The sequence below is a fragment of the Microbulbifer maximicatervae (SeqCode) genome (assembly GCF_056232625.1).
In genome coordinates this window covers 2,372,393-2,393,943 of the sequence record NZ_CP174324.1, presented here as the reverse complement: position 1 = coordinate 2,393,943, position 21,551 = coordinate 2,372,393, and the positions used below count along the sequence as shown (strand labels likewise).

Here is a 21,551-nt window from a genome sequence, read left to right as displayed (position 1 = left end):
GTATCCGCCCCCAGTCTCTGTGACTGGGGGTGAGATGACAGGGAGCTGACAGTGAAAACAATTGAAGTCGGAAATATTCAGGTCGCCAACGATAAGCCCTTTGCGCTGTTTGGCGGTATGAATGTACTGGAATCCCGCGACCTGGCGATGCAGGTGGCTGAGCACTATGTAAAAGTCACTGAAAAACTGGGTATTCCCTATGTTTTTAAAGCGTCTTTTGACAAGGCCAATCGCTCTTCCATCAATTCCTATCGCGGACCGGGAATGGAAGAAGGCCTGAAGATTTTTCAGGAAATCAAAGATACCTTTAAGGTTCCCTTGATTACTGATGTCCACGAAGTACACCAGGCTGCTCCGGTTGCCGAAGTCGTGGATATTATCCAGCTGCCGGCCTTCCTGGCCCGCCAAACTGATCTGGTCGCCGCTATGGCAGCGACTGGTGCAGTGATCAATGTCAAAAAGCCCCAGTTTATGAGCCCGCCGCAAGTAAAAAATGTGGTGGAGAAATTTGCTGAGTGTGGCAACGAAAAGATTCTTTTGTGTGAGCGCGGTGCCTGCTTTGGCTACGACAACCTGGTTGTCGATATGCTGGGCTTTAGCACCATGATCAATGCCTCCGGCGGTGCGCCGCTGATTTTTGACGTCACCCACTCACTGCAAATGCGCGATCCTTCCGGTGCAGCTTCTGGTGGTCGCCGTGCACAGGTCACTGAGCTGGGCCGTGCAGGTCTGGCTATCGGGATTGCCGGCCTGTTCCTGGAAGCACACCCGAATCCAAACAAAGCATTGTGTGATGGCCCCAGTGCATTGCCACTGGAAAAGCTGGAGCCATTCCTGGCGCAGATGAAAGCGGTAGATGACCTGATTAAAGGTTTTGAGCCGCTGGATACGAAATAAAAAGAGATATTTTTGCGCGCCCTGATTGGGCGCGCGGCACTTTCCCCTCTGCTATTTAGCCTGAGCGCTGTAGCAAAAGTGCATAACGTCTGATTTACGAAAACCTATTTTCAGTAAGTACCAATACGGAGCCCATTGTAAATGAGCAAGATTGTCGCTGTTAAAGCCTTTGAAGTAATGGATTCTCGCGGTAACCCTACCGTTGAAGCCGATGTAATCCTGGAGGATGGTTCTATTGGCTCCGCCTGCGCCCCCTCCGGTGCCTCCACAGGCTCCCGTGAAGCGCTGGAACTTCGCGATGGCGATAAAAGCCGTTACTTGGGCAAGGGTGTCCTGAAAGCGGTTGAAAATATCAACACTACTATCGCCGACCTGCTCAAGGGTATGGATGCTACTGATCAGCGCGCCCTGGACAAGGCGATGATAGATGCCGACGGCACTGAAAATAAGGCGAACTTCGGCGCCAACGCTATTTTGGCGGTTTCCCTGGCTGCCGCTAAAGCAGCTGCCGCTTCCAAAAAAATCCCCTTGTACCAGCACATTGCTGAGGTAAACGGCACTCCGGGCGAGTACTCCATGCCGGTACCGATGATGAATATCCTCAATGGCGGCGAACACGCTGACAACAATGTGGATATCCAGGAATTTATGGTTCAGCCCGTTAAGGCTGAATCTTTTGCCGAAGCTCTGCGCCAAGGTGCTGAGATCTTCCACTCCCTGAAGAAAGTACTGTCCAGCAACAGCCTGAACACTGCAGTTGGCGATGAAGGAGGCTTTGCTCCGAACCTGCCTTCCAACGAAGCAGCGCTGAAAGTGATTGCTGAAGCGGTAGAAAAGGCCGGTTACACCCTGGGCGATGACATTACCCTGGCTCTGGACTGCGCTTCTTCCGAGTTCTACAAAGATGGCAAGTACGATCTGGCTGGCGAAGGCAAGCAGTTCGACAGCGAAGGTTTTGCCAGCTACCTGGCCGATCTGTCCGCCAACTATCCGATCCTGTCTATCGAAGACGGTATGGACGAGAGTGATTGGGACGGTTGGAAAGTGCTCACCGACAAAATCGGTGAAAAAGTACAGCTGGTAGGTGACGACCTGTTCGTAACCAACACCAAGATCCTGAAGGAAGGTATCGAGAAAGGTGTCGGTAACTCTATCTTGATCAAGTTCAACCAGATCGGCTCTCTGTCCGAGACTCTGGATGCGATCAAAATGGCTAAAGATGCGGGCTACACCGCTGTGATCTCTCACCGCTCCGGTGAGACCGAAGATACTACTATTGCGGATCTGGCGGTTGCGACTGCTGCTGGTCAAATCAAGACCGGTTCCCTTTGCCGCTCAGACCGCGTAGCCAAGTACAACCGTCTGCTGCGCATCGAAGCTGAGCTGAATGGTTCCGCTCCTTATCGCGGCCGCGCTGAATTCAAGTAATCCATTATTTATTAGCGTGCAAGTACTACAAAGAGGGGCCAGCTCCTCTTTGTAGTACTATAAATACGAACAAGCGAAATATCGTAATCTCGTATGAAATGGCTGCTGGCAATACTCACCATTATGCTCCTCGCCACCCAGTACCGACTTTGGGTTGGTGAAGGTAGTCTCGCCGAAGTTACCCGTCTCAAGCGTCAATTAGCCCAACAGCAAGAAAAAAATATCGCGCTGGTGCGGGAAAACCGTCAACTGTTTAGGGAAGTCCGCAGTTTGAAAGTTGGCACTGATGGTGTGGAAGCGAAAGCCCGTTATGACCTGGGACTGATCAAGGAAGGGGAAACACTGTTTATCTTCCTGGATAAGGAAGAGGCTGAAAATTGATTAAGGATTATTGGGTCATTGTACCCGCTGCCGGCGTTGGCAAACGTATGGGGGCTGATCGCCCGAAACAGTACCTGCCATTGCTCGGGCGACCACTGCTATCCCTGACTTTAAAAAATATTCTTGGGTGGCCAGGTTTGGCTGGCGTTGTAGTATCGCTATCAGAGCAGGATACCTACTTCCCTCACCTGAAAGAAGCAAACCACCCCTTGGTACACACCGTCATTGGTGGAGCTGAGAGAGCAGACTCTGTTCAGTCCGCCCTGGATTTCCTGGCGGAGCGAGAAAGCGGCGATACTCCGGTTTTAGTCCACGATGCTGCACGACCCTGTGTGTCTGAGCGCGATATTTGCGCTTTACTCAGTGACGAAGTCTCACCGATGGCACTTTTGGCGCGCCCCGCAAGCGACACATTAAAGCGCAGTCATATGACTGGCGGTGTAGCCTGTGTGGAAGAAACGGTTGACCGCGAAAGTATTTGGTTGGCGCAAACCCCACAGCGGGCCCCTCTCAGTACTCTGCACTCATGCCTTGGTAAAGCCCTGGAACAAGGTGTCGCTGTAACCGATGAAGCCAGTGCACTGGAGTTTTTTGGCCATTCACCGCAATTGGTTGCGGGTGATAGTGACAATATTAAAGTGACGCACCCCGCCGATATCATAATTGCAGAAACTATTTTACGTCTGCGCTACTCCCCGACTGAGGATAAGCGATAGTGAGTTTTCGAATAGGCCAGGGCTTTGATGTGCACGCATTTGGCCCTGGTGATCATGTAGTGCTCGGAGGAGTACAAATCCCCTATGGGTATGGTTTGGTAGCTCATTCTGATGGGGATGTTTTACTGCACGCCCTATCGGATGCCTTACTGGGTGCTCTGGCCCTGGGAGATATCGGTAAACACTTTCCCGATAACGATGAACAATTTGCCGGAGCGGATAGCAGAAACCTGCTTCGACATGTTGTTGGATTAATCGATAGTAAAGGGTATCGCCTGGTTAATGCGGATATGACGTTGATTGCCCAGGCCCCCAAAATGGCTCCGCATATCGATGGAATGCGAGTCAATATTGCCGCTGACTGTGGTGTTGATTGCGATGCGGTCAGTGTCAAAGCAACCACTACAGAAAAGCTTGGATTTACTGGTCGCGGTGAGGGTATCGCCGCGCAAGCTACTGTTTTATTAGAGCGCAAAGATGTCTGAAGTTTGGAACCTGGATTGGCCCCGAGCGCTTGGGGGTGCGGTAATTTCTGGCGATTTTCGCACAGAACCAGAAGATTTTATTGTCGATGAACTGGCTATACCGCCGGCTGATAAAGATGGCGAGCATGTTTACTTGCAGGTTAAAAAGCGCGGGGCAAATACCACCTGGGTTGCCAAGGAATTGGCGAAGTTAGCTGGGGTGCAAAGCCGGGATGTCAGCTTTTATGGCTTGAAAGACCGACATGCTGTTACCACTCAATGGTTCAGTGTATGGCTCGGACAAAAGCCAGAAGCAGACTGGTCGCAAATTAACAGCGATGAGATTTCATTGCTCCAGGCCTTCCGGGGACCACGCAAGTTGCGTCGTGGCGAGCATATGGGGAATCGCTTCAAGATTCGGCTGCGCAATGTAGAAGGTGACCGGGACAAAGCAGAAGAAGTACTTCAGCTGATTCCCAAAGGGGTGCCCAATTACTTCGGTGAACAGCGCTTTGGGATTGATGGCAATAACCTTAGCTTGGCAAAAAACTTAGCTGAAGAGGACGGTCGCTGCCGCAAAAGCGAAAAGGCCTTCGCCATGTCTGCTGCCCGTAGCTGGCTGTTCAACCAGGTTTTGGCTGAACGAGTCAACACCGGAACCTGGCAGAGCCCCCTCGTTGGAGAGCCTGAAGATTACCCAACCGGGCCTCTTTGGGGGCGTGGCAGAAACCTGTCAACGGATGCCCTGGGGCAGTTGGAAGAGCAAGTGCTGTCTCCGTGGCAGCCTTGGTGCAACTGGCTGGAGCACTGCGGTCTTAGCCAGGAACGCCGGGCCATGATTTTATCCCCGGAGGCGTTTCGCTATGAGTGGGAAGGTGATTATTTAATCGTCGAATTTGCCTTGCCACCGGGTACTTTTGCTACGGCTTTGCTACGGGAGATAGCTCAGCTGGTCAATGTTAAACAGTGCACATAAAATTTGTATTTTAGGAGCCTCCGAATAACTCCGTGATACCTCTGGCATGCAGAGCGGTTCACAATCAAGGCGCGGCTTCGCAGGAATGTCTAGACCTTTCAAGAAGTCGCAACGCGGAGTGTGAATCGCTCTGCAAGCCCCGAAGGGCGGGCCTTGAAGGCCACAGCTGCTGCGTTGCAGCTCTTGCAAAGGGCTACGGCCATTCGCGGCGAGCTGCGCCTAACATCTGCAGCCTTCAAGGCCCGCAGAGGCATTACGGAGTTATTCGGAGGCTCCTTAAGTGACTGGCGCTGTTGCACAAATCATGGACAAGAAAAGAATATGGACCGCTTGAGACAAGAAGGTCTGGGGATGACTTCCCAGCGAACCCGTAATCGCTTGATCCAGCGATTGCGGGAAGAGGGGATATCCAATGAGGAGGTACTGGATGTAATGGCATCTACACCTCGACACCTCTTTTTGGATGAGGCCCTGGCTATTCGGGCTTATGAAGATACTGCTTTGCCCATAGGGTATGGCCAAACTATTTCCCAGCCATACATTGTCGCCCGTATGACTGAACTCTTACTGAGTAGAGCCAAGTCTCTACACCGAGTTCTGGAAGTGGGTACGGGCTCTGGCTACCAAACGGCCATTCTTGCTCGTTTGGTCGAACAACTTTATTCCGTCGAGCGTGTCGAACCTCTATTGGAAACCGCTCGCCATCGGTTGGGGGAGCTGGGTTATAGCAATGTAGAGTACAAGCTCAGCAATGGGGGCTTTGGTTGGAAAGAAGAGGGTCCTTACGATGCTATCCTGGCTGCAGCAGCACCCGCAATGATTCCTGATGAGCTGCGAGAACAGCTGGCTCCCAATGGGGTTTTGGTAATTCCGGTGGGGGCTGAGCAGCAATACCTGACGATGGTGACTCGTCGTGAGGATAGTAATAAGTTTGATGTGGAAAAGTTGGAAGCGGTACGTTTCGTGCCTTTACTCGGTGGCGTGGTTCGATGAGATTTGCTGAGGTTCTAAAAAGTCGCTACCCCGGAGTACTACTGCGGGGAATGGCAATGGGGGCTGCCGATGTGGTGCCCGGTGTTTCCGGGGGAACTATTGCCTTTATTACCGGCATCTACCAGGAGCTTTTGGACTCCCTCAGTCGAATAGGCCCGCATTGTATTACAGTGTGGCGGAAGGAGGGGTTTCTATCTACTTGGCGCTATATTAATGGGAGCTTTTTGCTCTCTCTTTTCCTTGGAGTATTGTTGAGCGTTTTTAGCTTGGCCCACCTGATTAGTGGCTTACTGCAAAATTATCCAATTGTTGTATGGTCATTCTTTTTCGGTTTGGTTCTCGCCTCAATTGTTCCCATTGTGAGAAATATTCCCCGGTGGTCGTCATCTGTTTTGGTTTTTCTCGCACTGGGTATTGCGCTTGCAGTAACAGTGAGTGAGATGCGGCCTTCGGAGATACCGGCAACTCCACTTACGCTGTTTTTATCAGGTGCTTTGGCAATATGTGCGATGGCACTGCCGGGAATTTCCGGCGCTTTCCTGCTGTTATTAATCGGGATATACCCCAAGGTTTTAGCTGCAGTTCATGAACTCCAAATTTCAAACCTATTGTGCTTTGCGGCAGGGGCGGCAATAGGGCTGATGCTCTTCAGTCGCTTGTTGTCTTGGCTGATGCACAAATATGTAGCTAGGACATTGGCATTTCTTGCCGGGGTTTTGTTGGGTAGTCTGAAAATTATTTGGCCCTGGAAACTGCCAATTTCTGGGGAAATCGAAGCATCAAGCAAATTGGCCCCTTTGCTATCCAACACTTCTCCGCTAACTTATGTCGAGCAAACCGGCGACAGTGCTCATTTGGGGGGCGCAATTGTTGCGGCTCTAGGGGCAGCGCTCTTGGTTCTCGCTGTAGACTTCTTTGGCAAGGTGCACAGAGAGAAGTCTTGCGCCACTCCGCAATAAGATCTGGAAAATCTCGGTATGGCAGCGTTTTATCAAACTTTTCCAGAGATTTTTGGAGCTTTTCTTTAGACACTTTTTCCATAAATGCCGTGGTCTGATGTAAAAAGAGAATAATGGAATGTCATCTTTTGCAACCTCTTGAGCGCCGATATTGGCGGAACAAACTCCCTAAAATCGGTCATTGTTTGTGGGGGGTGTTTAAAATATTAGGCTTGCTGGTTCTGCTGCAGGCCGTTTCCTCCTGTTCCAGCCATAAGGCTCCCTCAAGCTCCCTACGCCAGCCCCCGAGTATCAAAATTACCCACCACACGGTCGGTAAAGGAGATACCCTCTATTCGATAGCCTGGCGTTACGGCAAGGATTTTCGCCAATTGGCGGCGATAAATGGCATCCGCTCCCCTTATCAAATATATCCTGGGCAGAGAATCAGGCTGACGGGCTCAGTGCCAACCAAGAGCACCGCTAGTGCGCAAAAGAAACAAAAAGCGCCAGTCACAAAAGCTAAACCGAAAACAACACAAACGACCACTGCTAAAAAATCTTTAACACCAAGCCCAAAGCGCCAATCAACAGCATCTCGCCGGAGCGGATCGGTCAACTGGCGCTGGCCCGCCAAGGGGAAAGTGATTAGTCACTTCCGCTCTGGGGACCCATTGCGTAAGGGAGTTGATATCGCGGGTGAAAAGGGTGAGTCTGTACTGGCAGCGGCTGATGGCACCGTGATCTACGCAGGAAGCGCCTTGAGAGGTTATGGAAAGCTGCTGATCGTCAAGCACAACGAGGTTTACCTCAGTGCCTATGCACACAATCACCGGTTGCTCGTAAAGGAGGGCAGCAGGGTAAAGGCGGGGCAAAGGATAGCGGAACTGGGTTCGAGTGGTACCGACCGCAACAAGCTCCACTTTGAGATTCGCAAAAACGGTCAGCCAGTAGACCCTCTTGCCTACTTACCGTAAGTTCACGGCCGCAGTAAAGCTCTGCAAATAAAAATGGACTTTTAACTAGTACCACTTGAGGTAGTCACTGTAATCGTGGCCATCCCAGGGTCAGCCGATTCAGTGGCTGTCGCCACATACCTGCGGCATTGATAGTTGTGTTATCAATGTCCGAGTGTGTTGTGCGGCTGAAATTGGCAAAGTACAAGGAGCAGGGGAAATGGAAGCACAACGGCAAGACCAGTCTATGGCTGGCCAGGCAGAAGACTTTCCTCCTGAGTTAGACGTTGAAAATGATGAGCAGAAATTAGGTTCAACTGAAGCAGGTGTTAGTCGCACGCGGAAATCTGCGGCTAAAAAGAGTTCCGCACCCTCCCAGGCAGAGAAAAGTAGAGTTTGTAGATTGGATGGCGATGGCCATTTGCAGAAAAATCTCGACGCTACTCAACTCTATCTCAATGAAATTGGATTCTCCCCCCTATTGACCGCAGAAGAAGAGGTGTATTACGCGCGCAAGGCTTTGCGTGGAGATGCTGCGGCAAGAAAACGAATGATCGAGAGCAATCTTCGCCTTGTTGTAAAGATTGCTCGCCGCTACGTTAGCCGAGGTTTGGCACTGCTGGACCTTATTGAGGAAGGCAATCTGGGCTTGATTCGAGCAGTTGAGAAGTTTGATCCAGAGAGAGGCTTTCGCTTTTCCACTTACGCCACCTGGTGGATACGTCAGACGATAGAACGGGCCATAATGAATCAGACCCGAACCATACGCCTGCCCATCCATGTCGTGAAAGAGTTAAATGTGTACTTGCGCGCATCTCGAGAGTTGGCGCAAAAGCTGGATCACGAGCCATCTGCAGAGGAAATTGCCACCCTCCTTGAGAAGCCGGTCGAAGATGTCGAGCGTATGCTTGGGCTCAATGAGCGGGTTACTTCTGTAGATACTCCCATTGGCCCCTCTTCTGAGAAGACCTTGGTAGATACCATCCCCGATCAGCAGGAGTCCGACCCAGCAGAGCTCTTACAGGACAGCGACCTTTTTGACAGTATCAACCGCTGGTTAGGAGAGTTACCTGACAAGCAGTGTGAAGTAGTATCTCGGCGGTTTGGTTTGCGAGGGTTTGAAGCGAGCACCCTGGAAGAGGTTGGACGTGAAATCGGTCTCACCAGGGAGCGGGTCAGGCAGATACAGGTGGATGCACTTAAACGATTAAGAGAGGTTATGGAGAAGCAGGGACTCGACGGGCAGTCACTATTTGGCAATTTGTAGTCTCTACTCCTTGATAAAACCCCACTGCCGCTATCTGGCTGTGGGGTTTTTTATCACTCCGCCTTGCTAAGCTGAAGTCCTCGGGCTATGAGTTACTTCCTTACCCAGCGTCCCAGATTGTCCTGGTAGTATTCTCCGGGTGACAAGCGGGCTTCCAACTTTTCAGCGGCGCGTGTTGCCACTTGGGCTATATCAATTTTATTGCGTTCAGCGATTCGAGCGTAAGCAGCTTTTCGCTTGGCATTCACTTCTTTGACCAGTTTTTCTAATTCTGGTGAGCTGGCATCTACGATAGCGATGTATCCGCTATTGGCTTCACCAACCAGGCCCTTACTTTTGGCTTCATTCAGGGAAATTGCCATTGCAGGCAGGGCGATTAATAAGCTCAGTGCCAAAAAGGCTTTCATTAATGTCTTCATATTTGCCTCCTTAGAAAATCCCTTCCTTGTCTTCAAACAGGTTGTCCAGGTCCTTGTCGACCTTGACCCGAATTTCATGCTCAATTTTCACATTCAGGTTTACTGTAATTGGCTCACTGGGAGCCTTTACCGCTACAGTGGGTGTACACCCTGTAGCAACCATAGCGTATAGCAGCCCCATAGGAATCAGTCGGCTGGCTTTCATCTGACACTCCTCACAGTACCTCTTTGGTACCCTTTTACTTTTTGTACCTAGCCCGTGTTACCTGCCTGGTTCAGCAGGTGAGTTGGATGCCGGCAGACTCAAGTATTTTATTGAGTCAACCTTAACCGGTGATGAACCAAGCAGGCTTGTACATACCAATAAAGGCTACTTCACTCCTGACCTATTGGTCCAGCTGCTTTTCCAGAGTTTCAGTCAAATCACGACTGGCTTGCAATGAGCGCAGCATGTCTGGGATATTGTTTTCAAGGTTTAGGTTGATCACCAGGTCTCGATCAGAATCGATAGCCTCACTTCGACCAACCAGCTTTAGCTGTAGTTGGAGATCTCCGCTGGCTGGATAGTCTATGCTGCCTTCCAGTGTTTGAAACTCATAATCTTCCAGTGCATTGGCTATCAACTTAAGTTGGGGGTTGCTTGCCAGCATCTGCGGAGAAAAGGCTCCGTAGTAGCGTAAGCGTCCGCCTGGAGCTTCACCCTGAAGGTGACCGGCTTCCACAGTGATACCCTCAGGCCCCGTTACAATGGGGATTTCTAAATTAATTAGCCCGCTGGCCTCAAAGTTCTCTGAGTTTGTCTCCAGTGCTAAAGCCTCCAGGGAAATACCTTGTGCATGTACAATGCTTTTTCGAGTCTCTTCAGCGAGATTCCAAATAAGGGCTGATGAAGTAACCTTGCCTTGCAAAAAGTCAGCAGAAAAATTATGCAATGTAATATCTTTCTGTTTATCCAGTTGCAGTGATAACTGGATATTTTTCACTGGTAAACCCGCGTTAATAGATTCTATCGATAGTGGGTATGGTGTAGGTGTGATCCAGTGCCCATCTTCGTTTTCTACTTTTAGATCTCCACTGATTCCGGTGGCAAAACTATCCTTATAGGTTGCTGCAATATCGTCCAATGAAACATGGATACTATCTTTGGACCGGGGGGGCAAAGACACAGAACCACCGGCAGAAAGTCTGCCCGAGACGATATTGAGGGGAAGCCCCTGGATCGTATCGTTTAGAGAGGGATCCGTACTAAAGGTAACTTCAGGAACGGAAAATTCAACTCCACCTGAGGATTTTGATAAGTCGTAAGAGCCGCTTAAATCAATTTTAATTGCACCTGCTTTAATTTGACTATGACTTGTTAGCTTATTGTGTTGCAGGGATAGCTTGCCTTTGGCTGAAGAGTTAACCTTGTACTTTTCCGATGTCTCAATCTCTAAATTGTTACTATTAAATTCACTGTCCAGCGCTGCAGCACCATTTTTGATGGTAACAATACTATCAAGAAAGTTGAGGTCTCCAGAAAGGGAAAATTGCTTGGTGTTGATAATTCCAAACTGACTGCTTATTTCTGGGAGAGTGCAGATTGTAGGTTCTGTTATTTCGCAGTGTACTGTTGGTATATCTAAGTTTACTCTGTCAGCCGCCAATGTTTTGGTTGCTATTTTTTCTCCAGATACTTTAATGCTCTCTAGAGTAAAGTTTTGACCTTTAAGATTGCTTTCAATCTTTGCCTTGGCCGTTGAACTCAGATTGGTAACTGCTAATTCTCTGGCCCGCTCATAAAGTTGGGGTACCTTTGTCTTCAGCTCAAAGTTACAGGCACTGATATCAGAGAAGTGACATTGTATGCCGCTAGCGGTTAACTGTACTGTCGAGTCCCCATTGGAGCCTTGTATTGTTGCAGTTAGAGATCCTTGTTCGACCTTAATATCTCTTTTATTGGGATTGGTCAGGTCACCTGTAATGGAGATAAGATCTTTAATGCTTGCCTGAATCTTGCTCTGATGCAATCCGGTAGTAATTAAAGGCGAGTTTTTTCCTGATGTGGGAGCTGAAATATCCAATTGAATAGTTTGGTTTGGTATCAATTCTAATTGAAAGCTATTTACTTCTGGAGAGTTAATATTGTTAAGCGAACTTAGTTGAAGTTTACCCTTAAATGCCACATCTCCATTAACACTATCTATAGGTAGTGCTGGCAAGTGCCTGAGATATAGGGGGGAATTAACTATAGTATTTGCACTTGTTAGATGAAAAGTACCTTCGATATCTAATTCGGGAGATGTCGCCGATGTGCTCGAGCTAAAGTCCGCACTTAATAGCGGGGTATTGGTGTTTTTATCAGTACTTAAAGCTATATCAAACTCGCCACTCCCCTTGATATGTCGAGGTTTAAATGGAAATAGTGAGTCAAGTGTTATTTTTATTGGATTACTTATAGATAATTGGGCTTCTATATTGGAGTTTAGTTGAGCGTATGGGATTGTGGCCTTTAGATCATTGCCATTAAGTTGAATGTCAATTTCTCGGTAGCTTGAAATGGATAGCAGATTGTCTGGCAAGCTAATCGCGGTGGTAGCTATAATTTTGCCTGATACTGTCGGCTTAGTTGTAGAGCTAGCTTTAGGTTCAAATATCTCTATCAGTGGGGCTATAGATTCCAGCTCTGATACAAGTTCACTGTTTAAAACCCATCTATCAGTTTCTAGTTTAGCAATAGTTATATCAGCTTCAGACAGAAGCTTTGAGTTGTTAGTTAGTATTCTGGGTTTTAGTTTGATTTCTGACAAACCTAAAAAAGCCTCAAAATATAAATTAAGCTCGCCAAACTGGGGGTGTTTAAGGGGAGTTTCGGCATGAATTTTTGTGTTGTCGCGAGCTATATTTAGTGGGCCGCCAATCAATTGGTCATCGAGTACTATTTGCTTAACGGATATCTTGCCTGGCAAAAAGCGGGTTAGACTTTGGCTTAGGGCACTTAACGATAATGTATTACTTGTCTTGACATTATTTTCCGGGAGCTGCTCGTCGATATGGGCTTTGGTAACGATATCTTCAGCTTCCATGCTCCTGGTTAGCTTCTCTATTGATAGTTCAATTTTTTGAGTATTATCTCGGTCATAAATAATATGGAAAGGATAGACAATTTTTACTCCCTCAAGGAGGATAATGCTATTTACACTGGACTTTAGGCGAACTTCCTGGATCGAAACTTCTTTAAAACCCAGTTGTAGACCTGTCAGCTCCTGAATAACTACCTCTCCTGAGAAAATATTGATCAGCTGAGAAGCAACGATATCCTTTTTCCACCAGCTAGCTGCTATGAGCGCAGCTAAAAAACAAGATAGGGTTATGATGGATATACGGAGTTTACGCACACTGAACCTCGGAGTTCCCGCAAGAGATTAGCTCAAACTTAAATCTATTATTCGTTACAAAAGGGTGGAGTAGGAATACTTTAATCCCTTACTTCTACCTTATGGCGAGTTTACCAGATTGGATAATTATACTTGCTGCAATTTCTCGCCATGTTGATGAGTATCTACTGTGCTGTGGGGTGGGGCAGACAATAAGTGCTTTATGTAGATAGATAATCGACCATTAATTAATAGTTTTTATCTATATTAATGGCTATATTGATAGTTTTTAGCTTCTCCGCCGCTGTTGCCGCCACGCCTGTGTAGGCAGATGTGCCAAGAGTGCCGGTGGGCAAGGCTGCAAGGGCAAGTATTAATCTAACTTATCTATGCGTGGCACCAATCGCGCTGGGAAGCTATAGTCCGGTTTTTAACTTGGGTGATAAATAGTATTAGCCCGGGTAACGATATTGTTGGTCCAATTAATCGAATTCATACTGCCCCGGAAGGGCATAGAACGACTGAAGGTGTTTCAATAATGAAAGATAGCCAGCCAAAGACCATTTACCTGAAAGACTATCAAGTACCAGATTACTTGGTGGATGCTACTGATTTACATTTTGAGCTGGAACCCAAGGCAACTTTGGTCAAATCTCGTTTGAATATTCGCAGAAATCCGCAAGCGGGTGCAGGGCTGCCGCCTTTAGTGCTGGATGGTGTCGAGCTGGAATTACTTTCGGTTTCTTTGGATGGAGTTTTGTTGTCTACATCTGATTATCAGGTTCTACCTGAGGGCCTGTCTATCCCTGTAGAGAAACCAGAATTTCTGCTGGAAATCCGCAATCGGATAAATCCGGAGGAAAACACATCTCTAGAGGGATTATATCTCTCTAATGGTATGTATTGCACTCAATGTGAAGCTGAAGGATTTAGAAAAATTACTTTCTATCCTGACCGGCCGGATGTTATGTCCAAATTTACCACCACCATCGTCGCGCCGATGGACCACCCAGTACTACTTTCAAATGGCAATGAAGTTGAAAGGGGTAGATATGAAGATGGTCGTCAGTTTGTAACTTGGGAAGATCCATTCGCCAAGCCGGCTTACTTATTTGCGTTGGTAGGCGGGGACTTGGAGCATGTGGAAGATAGCTTCACAACAGCCTCTGGTAGAAAGGTTAAGTTACAGATCTTTACGGAAGCGAAAAATATTGGGAAGTGTGATCATGCTATGCGCTCACTTAAAAATGCGATGCGTTGGGATGAGGAAACTTACGGAAAGGAATATGACCTAGACATCTTTATGATTGTTGCTGTTGATCATTTCAATATGGGGGCTATGGAAAACAAAGGATTGAATATTTTCAATTCGGCCTGTGTGCTCGCTAGTCCAGAAACAGCAACGGATTCAGCTTTTCAGCGGATTGAGTCTATTGTAGGACATGAGTATTTTCACAACTGGTCCGGCAATCGGGTTACTTGCCGGGATTGGTTTCAGTTGAGTCTGAAGGAAGGTTTTACCGTATTTCGTGATGCGGAGTTCTCCGCTGATCTTAATTCCCGAGCGGTTAAGCGTATTGAAGATGTATCCCTTTTGCGTACTACCCAGTTTGCTGAAGATGCCGGCCCTATGGCCCATCCTATCAGGCCAGATTCTTATATAGAAATTTCAAACTTTTACACTCTGACAATTTATGAAAAGGGTGCGGAAGTTGTACGGATGATTCATACACTCTTAGGTGCAGAAGGGTTCCGCAAAGGAAGTGACTTGTACTTTCAGCAGCACGATGGTTGCGCGGTAACCTGTGAAGATTTCGTAAAGGCGATGGAAGATGCTAACAAGGTTGAACTGAAGCAATTCCGCAACTGGTACAGTCAAGCAGGCACGCCGATACTTGATGTGACAGATAGTTTTAATGAAACTGATGGCACTTATAGTCTAACTATTCGCCAGTCTTGCCCTTCATCGCCTGGTCAGGAAGAGAAGTTACCTTTCCACTTACCAATAAGAATTGGATTGCTGGGGGCTGATGGCGCAGAGCTTGTACTCAATGAGCAGGGTGATACTGAAACTGTTTTACAGTTAACAGAAGATGAGCAATCTTTTGAGTTTTCCGGACTTGCGGAGAAGCCTTTACCCTCATTGCTGCGAGGCTTCTCCGCTCCAGTAAAAATAAGGTACAACTATAGTAATGAGCAGCTTCAATTTTTAATGAGCAAGGATAAGGACACGTTTAACCGCTGGGATGCAAGTCAGCGCCTAGCATTAAATGCTTTGTGTGAGCTTCAGGTGGCTTTTCGTAAAGGTGAGGAACTACAGGTACAACCAAGTTTAATCAGTGCTTATAAAGAGGTTTTAGAGGATGTTGATCTCGATCTAGCGCTGGTCGCAGAGATCTTGCAATTGCCCAGTGAGCAGTTTATCGCTGAAGAGTCATCATCTATTGATGCGGAAGCAATAATTGTTGCGAGGGAATTTGTAAAGAAGGTAATTGCAGGTGAATTATTTGATGAATTTCGCAAGCGCTATCTAGAATTGAATACCACAAAGCCCTATAGCCCGAATGCGTTAGATATTGCGCAAAGACGACTTAAAAATACCTGTTTATCCTATATGTGCATAACAGAAACTGAGGAGGCGTTAGATATAGCCCAGGTTCAGTTTGAGAGCGCTAGTAATATGACAGATAGTGCGGCGGCTCTCGCTGTTATTATTAATCATGCACCGGAAGACCGAGCCAGGGGGTTGATTGAACAATTTTATGAGCGCTGGAAAACCGATACTCAAGTAGTAGAACTATGGCTGGGTCAGCAGAGTTGTAGTCCCAAGCGCGGTACATTGGAAAATATTCGTGCACTTATGGATCACCCTGCTTTTGAAATGAAAAACCCCAATAAAGTAAGGTCTGTAATAGGTGGTTTTGCTAATCGTAATTTTAAGCAATTCCATAAGAGCGATGGTAGCGGGTTTGAGTTTGTTGCCGATCAGGTTCTGGCCTTGGACAAGCTAAATCCACAAATTTCAGCAAGGCTGGTTATACCGATCACACGTTGGAAAAAATACTCTGGTAGCCTGGGTGTGAAGATGAAAGTTGCCCTGCAAAGGGTTGCTGATTCGGGAGACCTATCTAAGGATTTGTTTGAGGTAGTCAGCAAAAGCTTGATTTAAAATAAATGCCCGCTTGGGGTATGCTGCACATACCCCATTTTCTTATAGAATTTTGTTTTCTTTTTCTTCGCCTAGCTGGACTAAATGTAGCTTGTTTCCATCATTTTTTAGCTCAGTGATTGAAGTGTAATCGGGCCTAAACTGTTGTACTTTTTGGTGGTTCCGGATATGTGCAACAACTGAATTGATGACCATAAAATGGCAGAAGATAAAGGTGTCCTCTGAAAGATTTTCCAAATACCTGATTATTCCATCACGCCAATCTTTTTGTTCTCTGTCGCAGGGGTCCCACTCTCCAGTAAGTAATGTTCGTAACCAGGTTAGGCGTTGAGCTTTGGGTATTTCCTCTGGTGTAGGTATTTCCGTCACTGCATTTTCAATTACAACCTCTATATCCCAAACTTCGGCCAAGGGCTTTGCTGTTTGCTGTGCACGGAGTTTGGGGCTGCTTATTAATTGAACTTTCTCGAGAGAGGAAAGTTTTAGGGCTAGCTCTTCTGCCTGCTTGTAACCTTCGTTTGTGAGTATTGGATCGGGGATGTGCTCCCCTTTCGCTGCTTCTCCATGCCTGATTAAAAAAATTCTTGCCATCTATGCCAACCTAAAGATAACCATTCAACCTATCGTCGGGTATATGTTGCCATAAACTGAGAAGCTCTGGTGAGTTAAACGCCCTGGCTGAGGGATGATTGCCAAATCGCTTACTGTGTTTTCCTGAAAACTCTGGCCAATTATTGCCGGGTTTCCCTGTTTCAGCAAAATTCAGCCAAGCTTGTTGCATTGAGGCACTTAATAAATGGGGGTTTTCTTCAGCACCATATAGTGTTTTCAAGGACTGATCGCTATGGGTTCCAAATACATAGCCAAGCTCAACGGCGTGACAGGCCCCTAGTAAAGGCTGTGCAGCGAGAGGTTGTGCAAAGTGATAGTGATAGTTTTCCCCCTGATGACTTTGTAGGTGTCTCAGCCCAGGCAAGGTGAATACCATATCAGTGAGCAAAAGGTTCCAGGCTCGACTCCACTCTGGCCAGGGATTGTCTGTCATTTTTTTTGCTAGTTGATAGTAATGTCTGAGTAGGGGCTTTAATTCGGACTCTGGGATAAGCCATTCGAGATGAGTGCATATTTGCCGGTAGTCCATGTTAAAGCTTTCAGGGTTTATCGCGCTGAAGAGATTCCATTCCTCCAAATTGTTCCCTAACAAAAGGGATGTTTGGTGTGTCGGGGAGAGCTTTTTTTCAGGGGAAAAAAGTTCCCTGTCTGCGACAGGTTTAAATGGCAGTTGCCCCCATTTTGCTGTCATAGACGTGTCAGAGAGTATTGCTTTTTGGGTTTTCAGAAGAAGTTTGGTCGGACAATTTTTTAGTGAGATGCCACCAGAGATTTTCTCAAATTGTTGAATGAAAGTCTTACCAACATGGTTAGCGCTTTGCTGGGAGTGAGAGGCTCTTGGGTGCCCACTTTGGACAATTGCACGCCGTATAAGGCCTTTACATTGTGGAGTTTCAAGTAAGGAGGCAATACTCATTGCCCCGGCTGATTCGCCAAAAAGAGTGATATTGTTTGGATCTCCGCCAAATGCTGAGATATTTTTTCGAACCCATTGTAGGGCGGCTATTTGATCTAAAAGCCCTTCATTGCCGGTTGATGGTATATCACTAATATCCTTTAGGCGCAGAAATCCCAGGGCGCCTAATCGGTAGTTTATAGTGACAACAATTGTCCGACCGCTAGCTGCCAAGTATTTACCATTATAAATTTCTTGGCATCCTGATCCCATGTAAAAAGAGCCGCCATGAACCCAAAACATTACTGGCAGCTTTTTTCCTTGCGACATTGCGGGAGAGAATACATTCAAATAGAGGCATTCCTCCCTTTCAGGAAGATTCCCGTTTTGATCTCGAACTTCCATTAGGGCGGATGAGTTTTGCGCTGCTGGTGAACCAAAGCTATGCGCTTGGAAAGGATTTTTCCAGCGGTCCAACTCTTGCGGTGGTAGCCAACGTAAATTTCCCACAGGAGGGAGGGCGTAGGGGATACCCAAGAATTTATATACGCCAGTTTCCTCATCTGTAGTTCCGATGATTGGCCCGGCAGGCGTATCAACAACGGGTGTAGGTTTTTTGTTTAAGTGCCTGCCAATTTCCGGGTCTGTAGTCATTTGTAACTTCCTAATCTTGCTGAAGTTAGCACGAAAACTGTTTTTCTCCTGCCGCTGCCTAACTCCTCCTTGAAAACGTTTTGAATTACGTCCATACAAAAGTAGTGCGCGTAAAAACGTACTGGCGTAATTGTTTTTTTATGGAGGGAGATTAGTAAGGCAATGTATTAGTGAATCTAGTCACGGATGGGCTCAAAGTGGGGTATTTTCCGTCTTTAAGCTCAGGCCATGAACTGTGTATTTAGGAAGTTGCACCGTTTGAAGTTGGTGAGAGCATGATTGCGAAAATCTTTGACAAATCCACGGGCTCAATCGACGAGCGATCACTGGAGGGGCTATCTTTGACCTCTCCTGGTCTTGTCGAAATGCCCGCAGATCCTGAGGATATTGCGTCTTTTTCCAAGGACGGATTAGACCTCGTTATTGTTTTAAAATCCGGCCAGATCGTCATTATTTCAGGGTTTTACCTGTTAGATGAAGATGGCGAGCATAGTGAGCTAGTGCTAACAGGGGCTGGAGAGCCTCTTATGTTAGCTTCTAATGGAGATTTAATCTCTGCCTTTGCTGCGGCTGGTGGCGCTTCTTATCCAGCACCAGCACCAGTCGATCCAGGTATTTCTTGGTGGATTCCTGCATTAATTGCACTTGGAGTTGTTGTTATCGCTGTCGCGGCTAGTGATGACGATGACAATAACGGCGATCGTTTTTTTAATCCTGATTCTGATGCCGACGCTGACTCAGATGCCGACGCTGATGCTGATGCTGATGCTGATGCCGATGCCGATGCTGACGCTGACGCAGATGCCGATGCGGATGCCGACGCCGACGCCGACGCCGATGCGGATGCTGACGCGGATGCCGACGCGGATGCCGACGCTGATGCCGATGCCGACGCGGATGCGGATGCGGATGCGGATGCGGATGCCGACGCTGATGCGGATGCCGATGCCGATGCCGATGCCGATGCCGATGCCGACGCGGATGCGGATGCCGACGCTGATGCAGATGCCGACGCGGATGCGGATGCCGATGCCGATGCCGATGCCGATGCGGATGCCGACGCGGATGCCGACGCTGATGCGGATGCCGACGCTGATGCGGATGCCGATGCCGATGCCGATGCCGACGCGGATGCCGATGCCGACGCGGATGCCGATGCCGATGCCGACGCTGATGCCGATGCCGATGCCGATGCCGATGCCGATGCCGATGCCGACGCTGATGCCGATGCGGATGCCGACGCTGATGCGGATGCCGACGCTGATGCGGATGCCGATGCCGATGCCGACGCGGATGCCGACGCTGATGCGGATGCCGATGCCGATGCCGATGCCGATGCCGATGCCGATGCCGATGCCGATGCCGATGCCGACGCGGATGCCGACGCTGATGCCGATGCCGATGCCGACGCTGATGCCGATGCGGATGCCGACGCTGATGCGGATGCCGACGCTGATGCGGATGCCGACGCTGATGCGGATGCCGATGCCGATGCCGATGCCGATGCCGACGCGGATGCCGACGCTGATGCGGATGCCGATGCCGATGCCGATGCCGACGCTGATGCCGATGCCGATGCCGATGCCGATGCCGACGCTGATGCCGATGCGGATGCCGATGCGGATGCCGACGCGGATGCCGACGCTGATGCGGATGCCGATGCCGATGCCGATGCCGATGCCGATGCCGACGCTGATGCCGATGCGGATGCCGACGCTGATGCCGATGCGGATGCCGATGCCGATGCGGATGCCGATGCCGACGCGGATGCGGATGCCGACGCGGATGCTGATGCGGACGCTGATGCGGATGCCGATGCCGATGCCGATGCCGACGCGGATGCCGACGCGGATGCGGATGCCGATGCTGATGCGGATGCCGACGCGGATGCCGACGCGGATGCTGATGCCGACGCGGATGCTGATGCTGATGCTGATGCTGATGCTGATGCTGATGCTGATGCTGATGCTGATGCTGATGCTGATGCTGATGCTGATGCTGATGCTGATGCTGATGCGGATGCCGACGCTGATGCCGATGCCGATGCCGATGCCGATGCCGATGCCGACGCGGATGCCGATGCCGATGCCGATGCCGACGCGGATGCGGATGCCGATGCCGATGCCGATGCCGATGCCGACGCGGATGCGGATGCCGACGCTGATGCAGATGCCGACGCGGATGCCGATGCCGATGCCGACGCGGATGCGGATGCGGATGCCGACGCTGATGCAGATGCCGACGCGGATGCGGATGCCGATGCGGATGCCGATGCGGATGCCGATGCCGATGCCGATGCCGATGCCGATGCGGATGCCGATGCCGATGCGGATGCGGATGCGGATGCCGATGCCGACGCGGATGCGGATGCCGACGCTGATGCGGATGCGGATGCGGATGCGGATGCGGATGCGGATGCGGATGCGGATGCGGATGCCGACGTAGATATCGACATAAATATTGATATCGACATTGATATTGATATCGACGTCGACATCATCATTATCAATATCGGACATCACCCGCACGAGCAGAGCGCGCTTCATGGAAGTGATGTAGCGACTCTGGGTGGCGACGGAGATATGTTGGCAGATCCGTTATTCACTTGGGAACCGGACGGAGATGCAGATGCAGATGCTGATGCTGATGCTGATGCTGATGCTGATGCTGATGCTGATGCTGATGCTGATGCCGATGCTGATGCCGATGCCGATGCCGATGCCGATGCCGATGCCGATGCCGACGCTGATGCCGATGTGGATATCGACATAAATATTGATATCGACATCGATATCGATATCGACGTTGATATCATCATTATCAATATTGGAAGGGACTACCAAGAGCCCGATGCGCTCCCAGATGAAGGTGTCGCTTTCATGGCTGAAAGTATTGGAATACCAACAGATGAGCTATTTGTTTGGGATTCTGATGCCGATGCCGATGCCGATGCCGATGCCGATGCCGATGCCGATACTAGCGTTGACATTGATATCAACATCGACATTTCAGTTGATATCGATATTGATATTGACATTACCATCATCAATATCGGAACAGATGTGGCCATGGACTCTGACGGCATACTGGATGTTGGTGCTGCAACTGTGCCTGGTATTGACATGCTGGGTAGTGGCTCTGACTTGACTCTTGATGATCTATTCGAATCTGTGGGTAGCGATGCCCAAATATTCGAGTCTGCTGGAGAAGTGGCTGGCGTAGATACGAGCCAAATTTCTAGTGGAGTAATGGATCCGATGGAGATGCCGGCAGCAATTGACGACACTGTCGGAGATATGTGGCAACAAAACAGCTTGAGCGACACTTAGATCTGAAAGCGACAAATTAACTTAAGTACCGGGCCGTAAGGCCCGGTTTTTTTTGGCTAGACTTTTGTGGCCACTCTACAGAATTTATGCAATTAGATGTT

At 48.8% G+C, this 21,551-nt stretch carries 17 protein-coding genes; 12 read left to right on the top strand and 5 right to left on the bottom strand.

Annotation, left to right across the window (positions count from 1 at the left end):
- Positions 1-51: 51 nt before the first annotated feature.
- The 10 genes from kdsA (at position 52) to rpoS (ending at position 9,016) form a co-directional block, all read left to right on the top strand.
- On the top strand, positions 52-897 hold the full coding sequence (kdsA, locus tag ACJJI6_RS10440) for a 3-deoxy-8-phosphooctulonate synthase (protein ID WP_475713329.1): 846 nt from the start codon (positions 52-54) through the stop codon (positions 895-897).
- Positions 898-1,038: 141 nt separating this feature from the next.
- Positions 1,039-2,325, top strand: a complete 1,287-nt coding sequence (eno, locus tag ACJJI6_RS10435; RefSeq protein WP_444898143.1) for a phosphopyruvate hydratase — start codon at positions 1,039-1,041, stop codon at positions 2,323-2,325.
- A gap of 93 nt (positions 2,326-2,418) precedes the next feature.
- Positions 2,419-2,706, top strand: coding sequence for a septum formation initiator family protein (locus ACJJI6_RS10430; protein WP_282931806.1), 288 nt, complete (start codon positions 2,419-2,421; stop codon positions 2,704-2,706).
- Complete coding sequence (gene ispD, locus ACJJI6_RS10425) at positions 2,703-3,422, top strand: 2-C-methyl-D-erythritol 4-phosphate cytidylyltransferase (protein WP_444912446.1); 720 nt, start codon at positions 2,703-2,705, stop codon at positions 3,420-3,422. Before ACJJI6_RS10430 ends, ispD begins: the two co-directional genes overlap by 4 nt.
- Positions 3,422-3,907, top strand: a complete 486-nt coding sequence (gene ispF / locus ACJJI6_RS10420; protein WP_475713328.1) for a 2-C-methyl-D-erythritol 2,4-cyclodiphosphate synthase — start codon at positions 3,422-3,424, stop codon at positions 3,905-3,907. Before ispD ends, ispF begins: the two co-directional genes overlap by 1 nt.
- Positions 3,900-4,862 carry a tRNA pseudouridine(13) synthase TruD gene (gene truD / locus ACJJI6_RS10415; protein WP_475713327.1) on the top strand — a complete coding sequence of 321 codons (963 nt, stop codon included), beginning with the start codon at positions 3,900-3,902 and terminating at the stop codon, positions 4,860-4,862. Before ispF ends, truD begins: the two co-directional genes overlap by 8 nt.
- A 321-nt stretch (positions 4,863-5,183) precedes the next feature.
- On the top strand, positions 5,184-5,855 hold the full coding sequence (locus tag ACJJI6_RS10410; RefSeq protein WP_444927127.1) for a protein-L-isoaspartate(D-aspartate) O-methyltransferase: 672 nt from the start codon (positions 5,184-5,186) through the stop codon (positions 5,853-5,855).
- Positions 5,852-6,814, top strand: a complete 963-nt coding sequence (locus ACJJI6_RS10405; protein ID WP_445357949.1) for a DUF368 domain-containing protein — start codon at positions 5,852-5,854, stop codon at positions 6,812-6,814. The genes ACJJI6_RS10410 and ACJJI6_RS10405 overlap by 4 nt, the downstream gene beginning before the upstream one ends.
- A gap of 194 nt (positions 6,815-7,008) precedes the next feature.
- Entirely contained in the window at positions 7,009-7,770 is a 762-nt protein-coding gene (locus tag ACJJI6_RS10400; RefSeq protein WP_413664894.1) for a peptidoglycan DD-metalloendopeptidase family protein, read from the top strand.
- A gap of 199 nt (positions 7,771-7,969) precedes the next feature.
- Entirely contained in the window at positions 7,970-9,016 is a 1,047-nt protein-coding gene (gene rpoS / locus ACJJI6_RS10395; protein WP_445357950.1) for an RNA polymerase sigma factor RpoS, read from the top strand.
- Between the two features lie 92 nt (positions 9,017-9,108).
- On the opposite strand, the gene ACJJI6_RS10390 is transcribed toward rpoS, so the two are convergent.
- From ACJJI6_RS10390 to ACJJI6_RS10380, 3 genes are all read right to left on the bottom strand, one after another.
- Positions 9,109-9,435, bottom strand: a complete 327-nt coding sequence (locus tag ACJJI6_RS10390; protein WP_282931814.1) for a YdbL family probable chaperone protein — start codon at positions 9,433-9,435, stop codon at positions 9,109-9,111.
- A gap of 10 nt (positions 9,436-9,445) precedes the next feature.
- Positions 9,446-9,640, bottom strand: a complete 195-nt coding sequence (locus ACJJI6_RS10385; protein WP_282931815.1) for a YnbE family lipoprotein — start codon at positions 9,638-9,640, stop codon at positions 9,446-9,448.
- Positions 9,641-9,821: 181 nt separating this feature from the next.
- Positions 9,822-12,812: an intermembrane phospholipid transport protein YdbH family protein gene (locus tag ACJJI6_RS10380; protein WP_475713326.1), complete on the bottom strand. Its 2,991-nt coding sequence runs from the start codon at positions 12,810-12,812 to the stop codon at positions 9,822-9,824.
- A 517-nt stretch (positions 12,813-13,329) separates the two neighbouring features.
- On the opposite strand from ACJJI6_RS10380, the gene pepN reads away from it, so the two are divergent.
- Positions 13,330-15,960, top strand: a complete 2,631-nt coding sequence (gene pepN / locus ACJJI6_RS10375) for an aminopeptidase N (RefSeq protein ID WP_475713325.1) — start codon at positions 13,330-13,332, stop codon at positions 15,958-15,960.
- Between the two features lie 42 nt (positions 15,961-16,002).
- Here the strand turns inward: pepN and ACJJI6_RS10370 are convergent, their stop codons facing one another.
- Both ACJJI6_RS10370 and ACJJI6_RS10365 read right to left on the bottom strand, forming a co-directional pair.
- Positions 16,003-16,551, bottom strand: a complete 549-nt coding sequence (locus ACJJI6_RS10370; RefSeq protein ID WP_444894554.1) for a histidine phosphatase family protein — start codon at positions 16,549-16,551, stop codon at positions 16,003-16,005.
- A gap of 10 nt (positions 16,552-16,561) precedes the next feature.
- Entirely contained in the window at positions 16,562-18,220 is a 1,659-nt protein-coding gene (locus ACJJI6_RS10365; protein WP_475713324.1) for a carboxylesterase/lipase family protein, read from the bottom strand.
- Between the two features lie 176 nt (positions 18,221-18,396).
- Here ACJJI6_RS10365 and ACJJI6_RS10360 point away from each other — a divergent pair, with 176 nt between their 5' ends.
- Positions 18,397-21,450 carry a BapA/Bap/LapF family prefix-like domain-containing protein gene (locus ACJJI6_RS10360; RefSeq protein ID WP_475713323.1) on the top strand — a complete coding sequence of 1,018 codons (3,054 nt, stop codon included), beginning with the start codon at positions 18,397-18,399 and terminating at the stop codon, positions 21,448-21,450.
- The last annotated feature ends 101 nt before the right edge of the window (positions 21,451-21,551 follow it).

Bases quoted from the DNA above. Each gene is read 5' to 3' on its own strand.
- eno (WP_444898143.1), top strand. From the start codon at position 1,039: ATGAGCAAGATTGTCGCTGTTAAAGCCTTTGAAGTAATGGATTCTCGC.
- ACJJI6_RS10430 (WP_282931806.1), top strand. From the start codon at position 2,419: ATGAAATGGCTGCTGGCAATACTCACCATTATGCTCCTCGCCACCCAG.
- truD (WP_475713327.1), top strand. From the start codon at position 3,900: ATGTCTGAAGTTTGGAACCTGGATTGGCCCCGAGCGCTTGGGGGTGCG.
- ACJJI6_RS10410 (WP_444927127.1), top strand. From the start codon at position 5,184: ATGGACCGCTTGAGACAAGAAGGTCTGGGGATGACTTCCCAGCGAACC.
- ACJJI6_RS10405 (WP_445357949.1), top strand. From the start codon at position 5,852: ATGAGATTTGCTGAGGTTCTAAAAAGTCGCTACCCCGGAGTACTACTG.
- rpoS (WP_445357950.1), top strand. From the start codon at position 7,970: ATGGAAGCACAACGGCAAGACCAGTCTATGGCTGGCCAGGCAGAAGAC.
- ACJJI6_RS10390 (WP_282931814.1), bottom strand. From the start codon at position 9,435: ATGAAGACATTAATGAAAGCCTTTTTGGCACTGAGCTTATTAATCGCC.
- ACJJI6_RS10385 (WP_282931815.1), bottom strand. From the start codon at position 9,640: ATGAAAGCCAGCCGACTGATTCCTATGGGGCTGCTATACGCTATGGTT.
- pepN (WP_475713325.1), top strand. From the start codon at position 13,330: ATGAAAGATAGCCAGCCAAAGACCATTTACCTGAAAGACTATCAAGTA.
- ACJJI6_RS10370 (WP_444894554.1), bottom strand. From the start codon at position 16,551: ATGGCAAGAATTTTTTTAATCAGGCATGGAGAAGCAGCGAAAGGGGAG.
- ACJJI6_RS10360 (WP_475713323.1), top strand. From the start codon at position 18,397: ATGATTGCGAAAATCTTTGACAAATCCACGGGCTCAATCGACGAGCGA.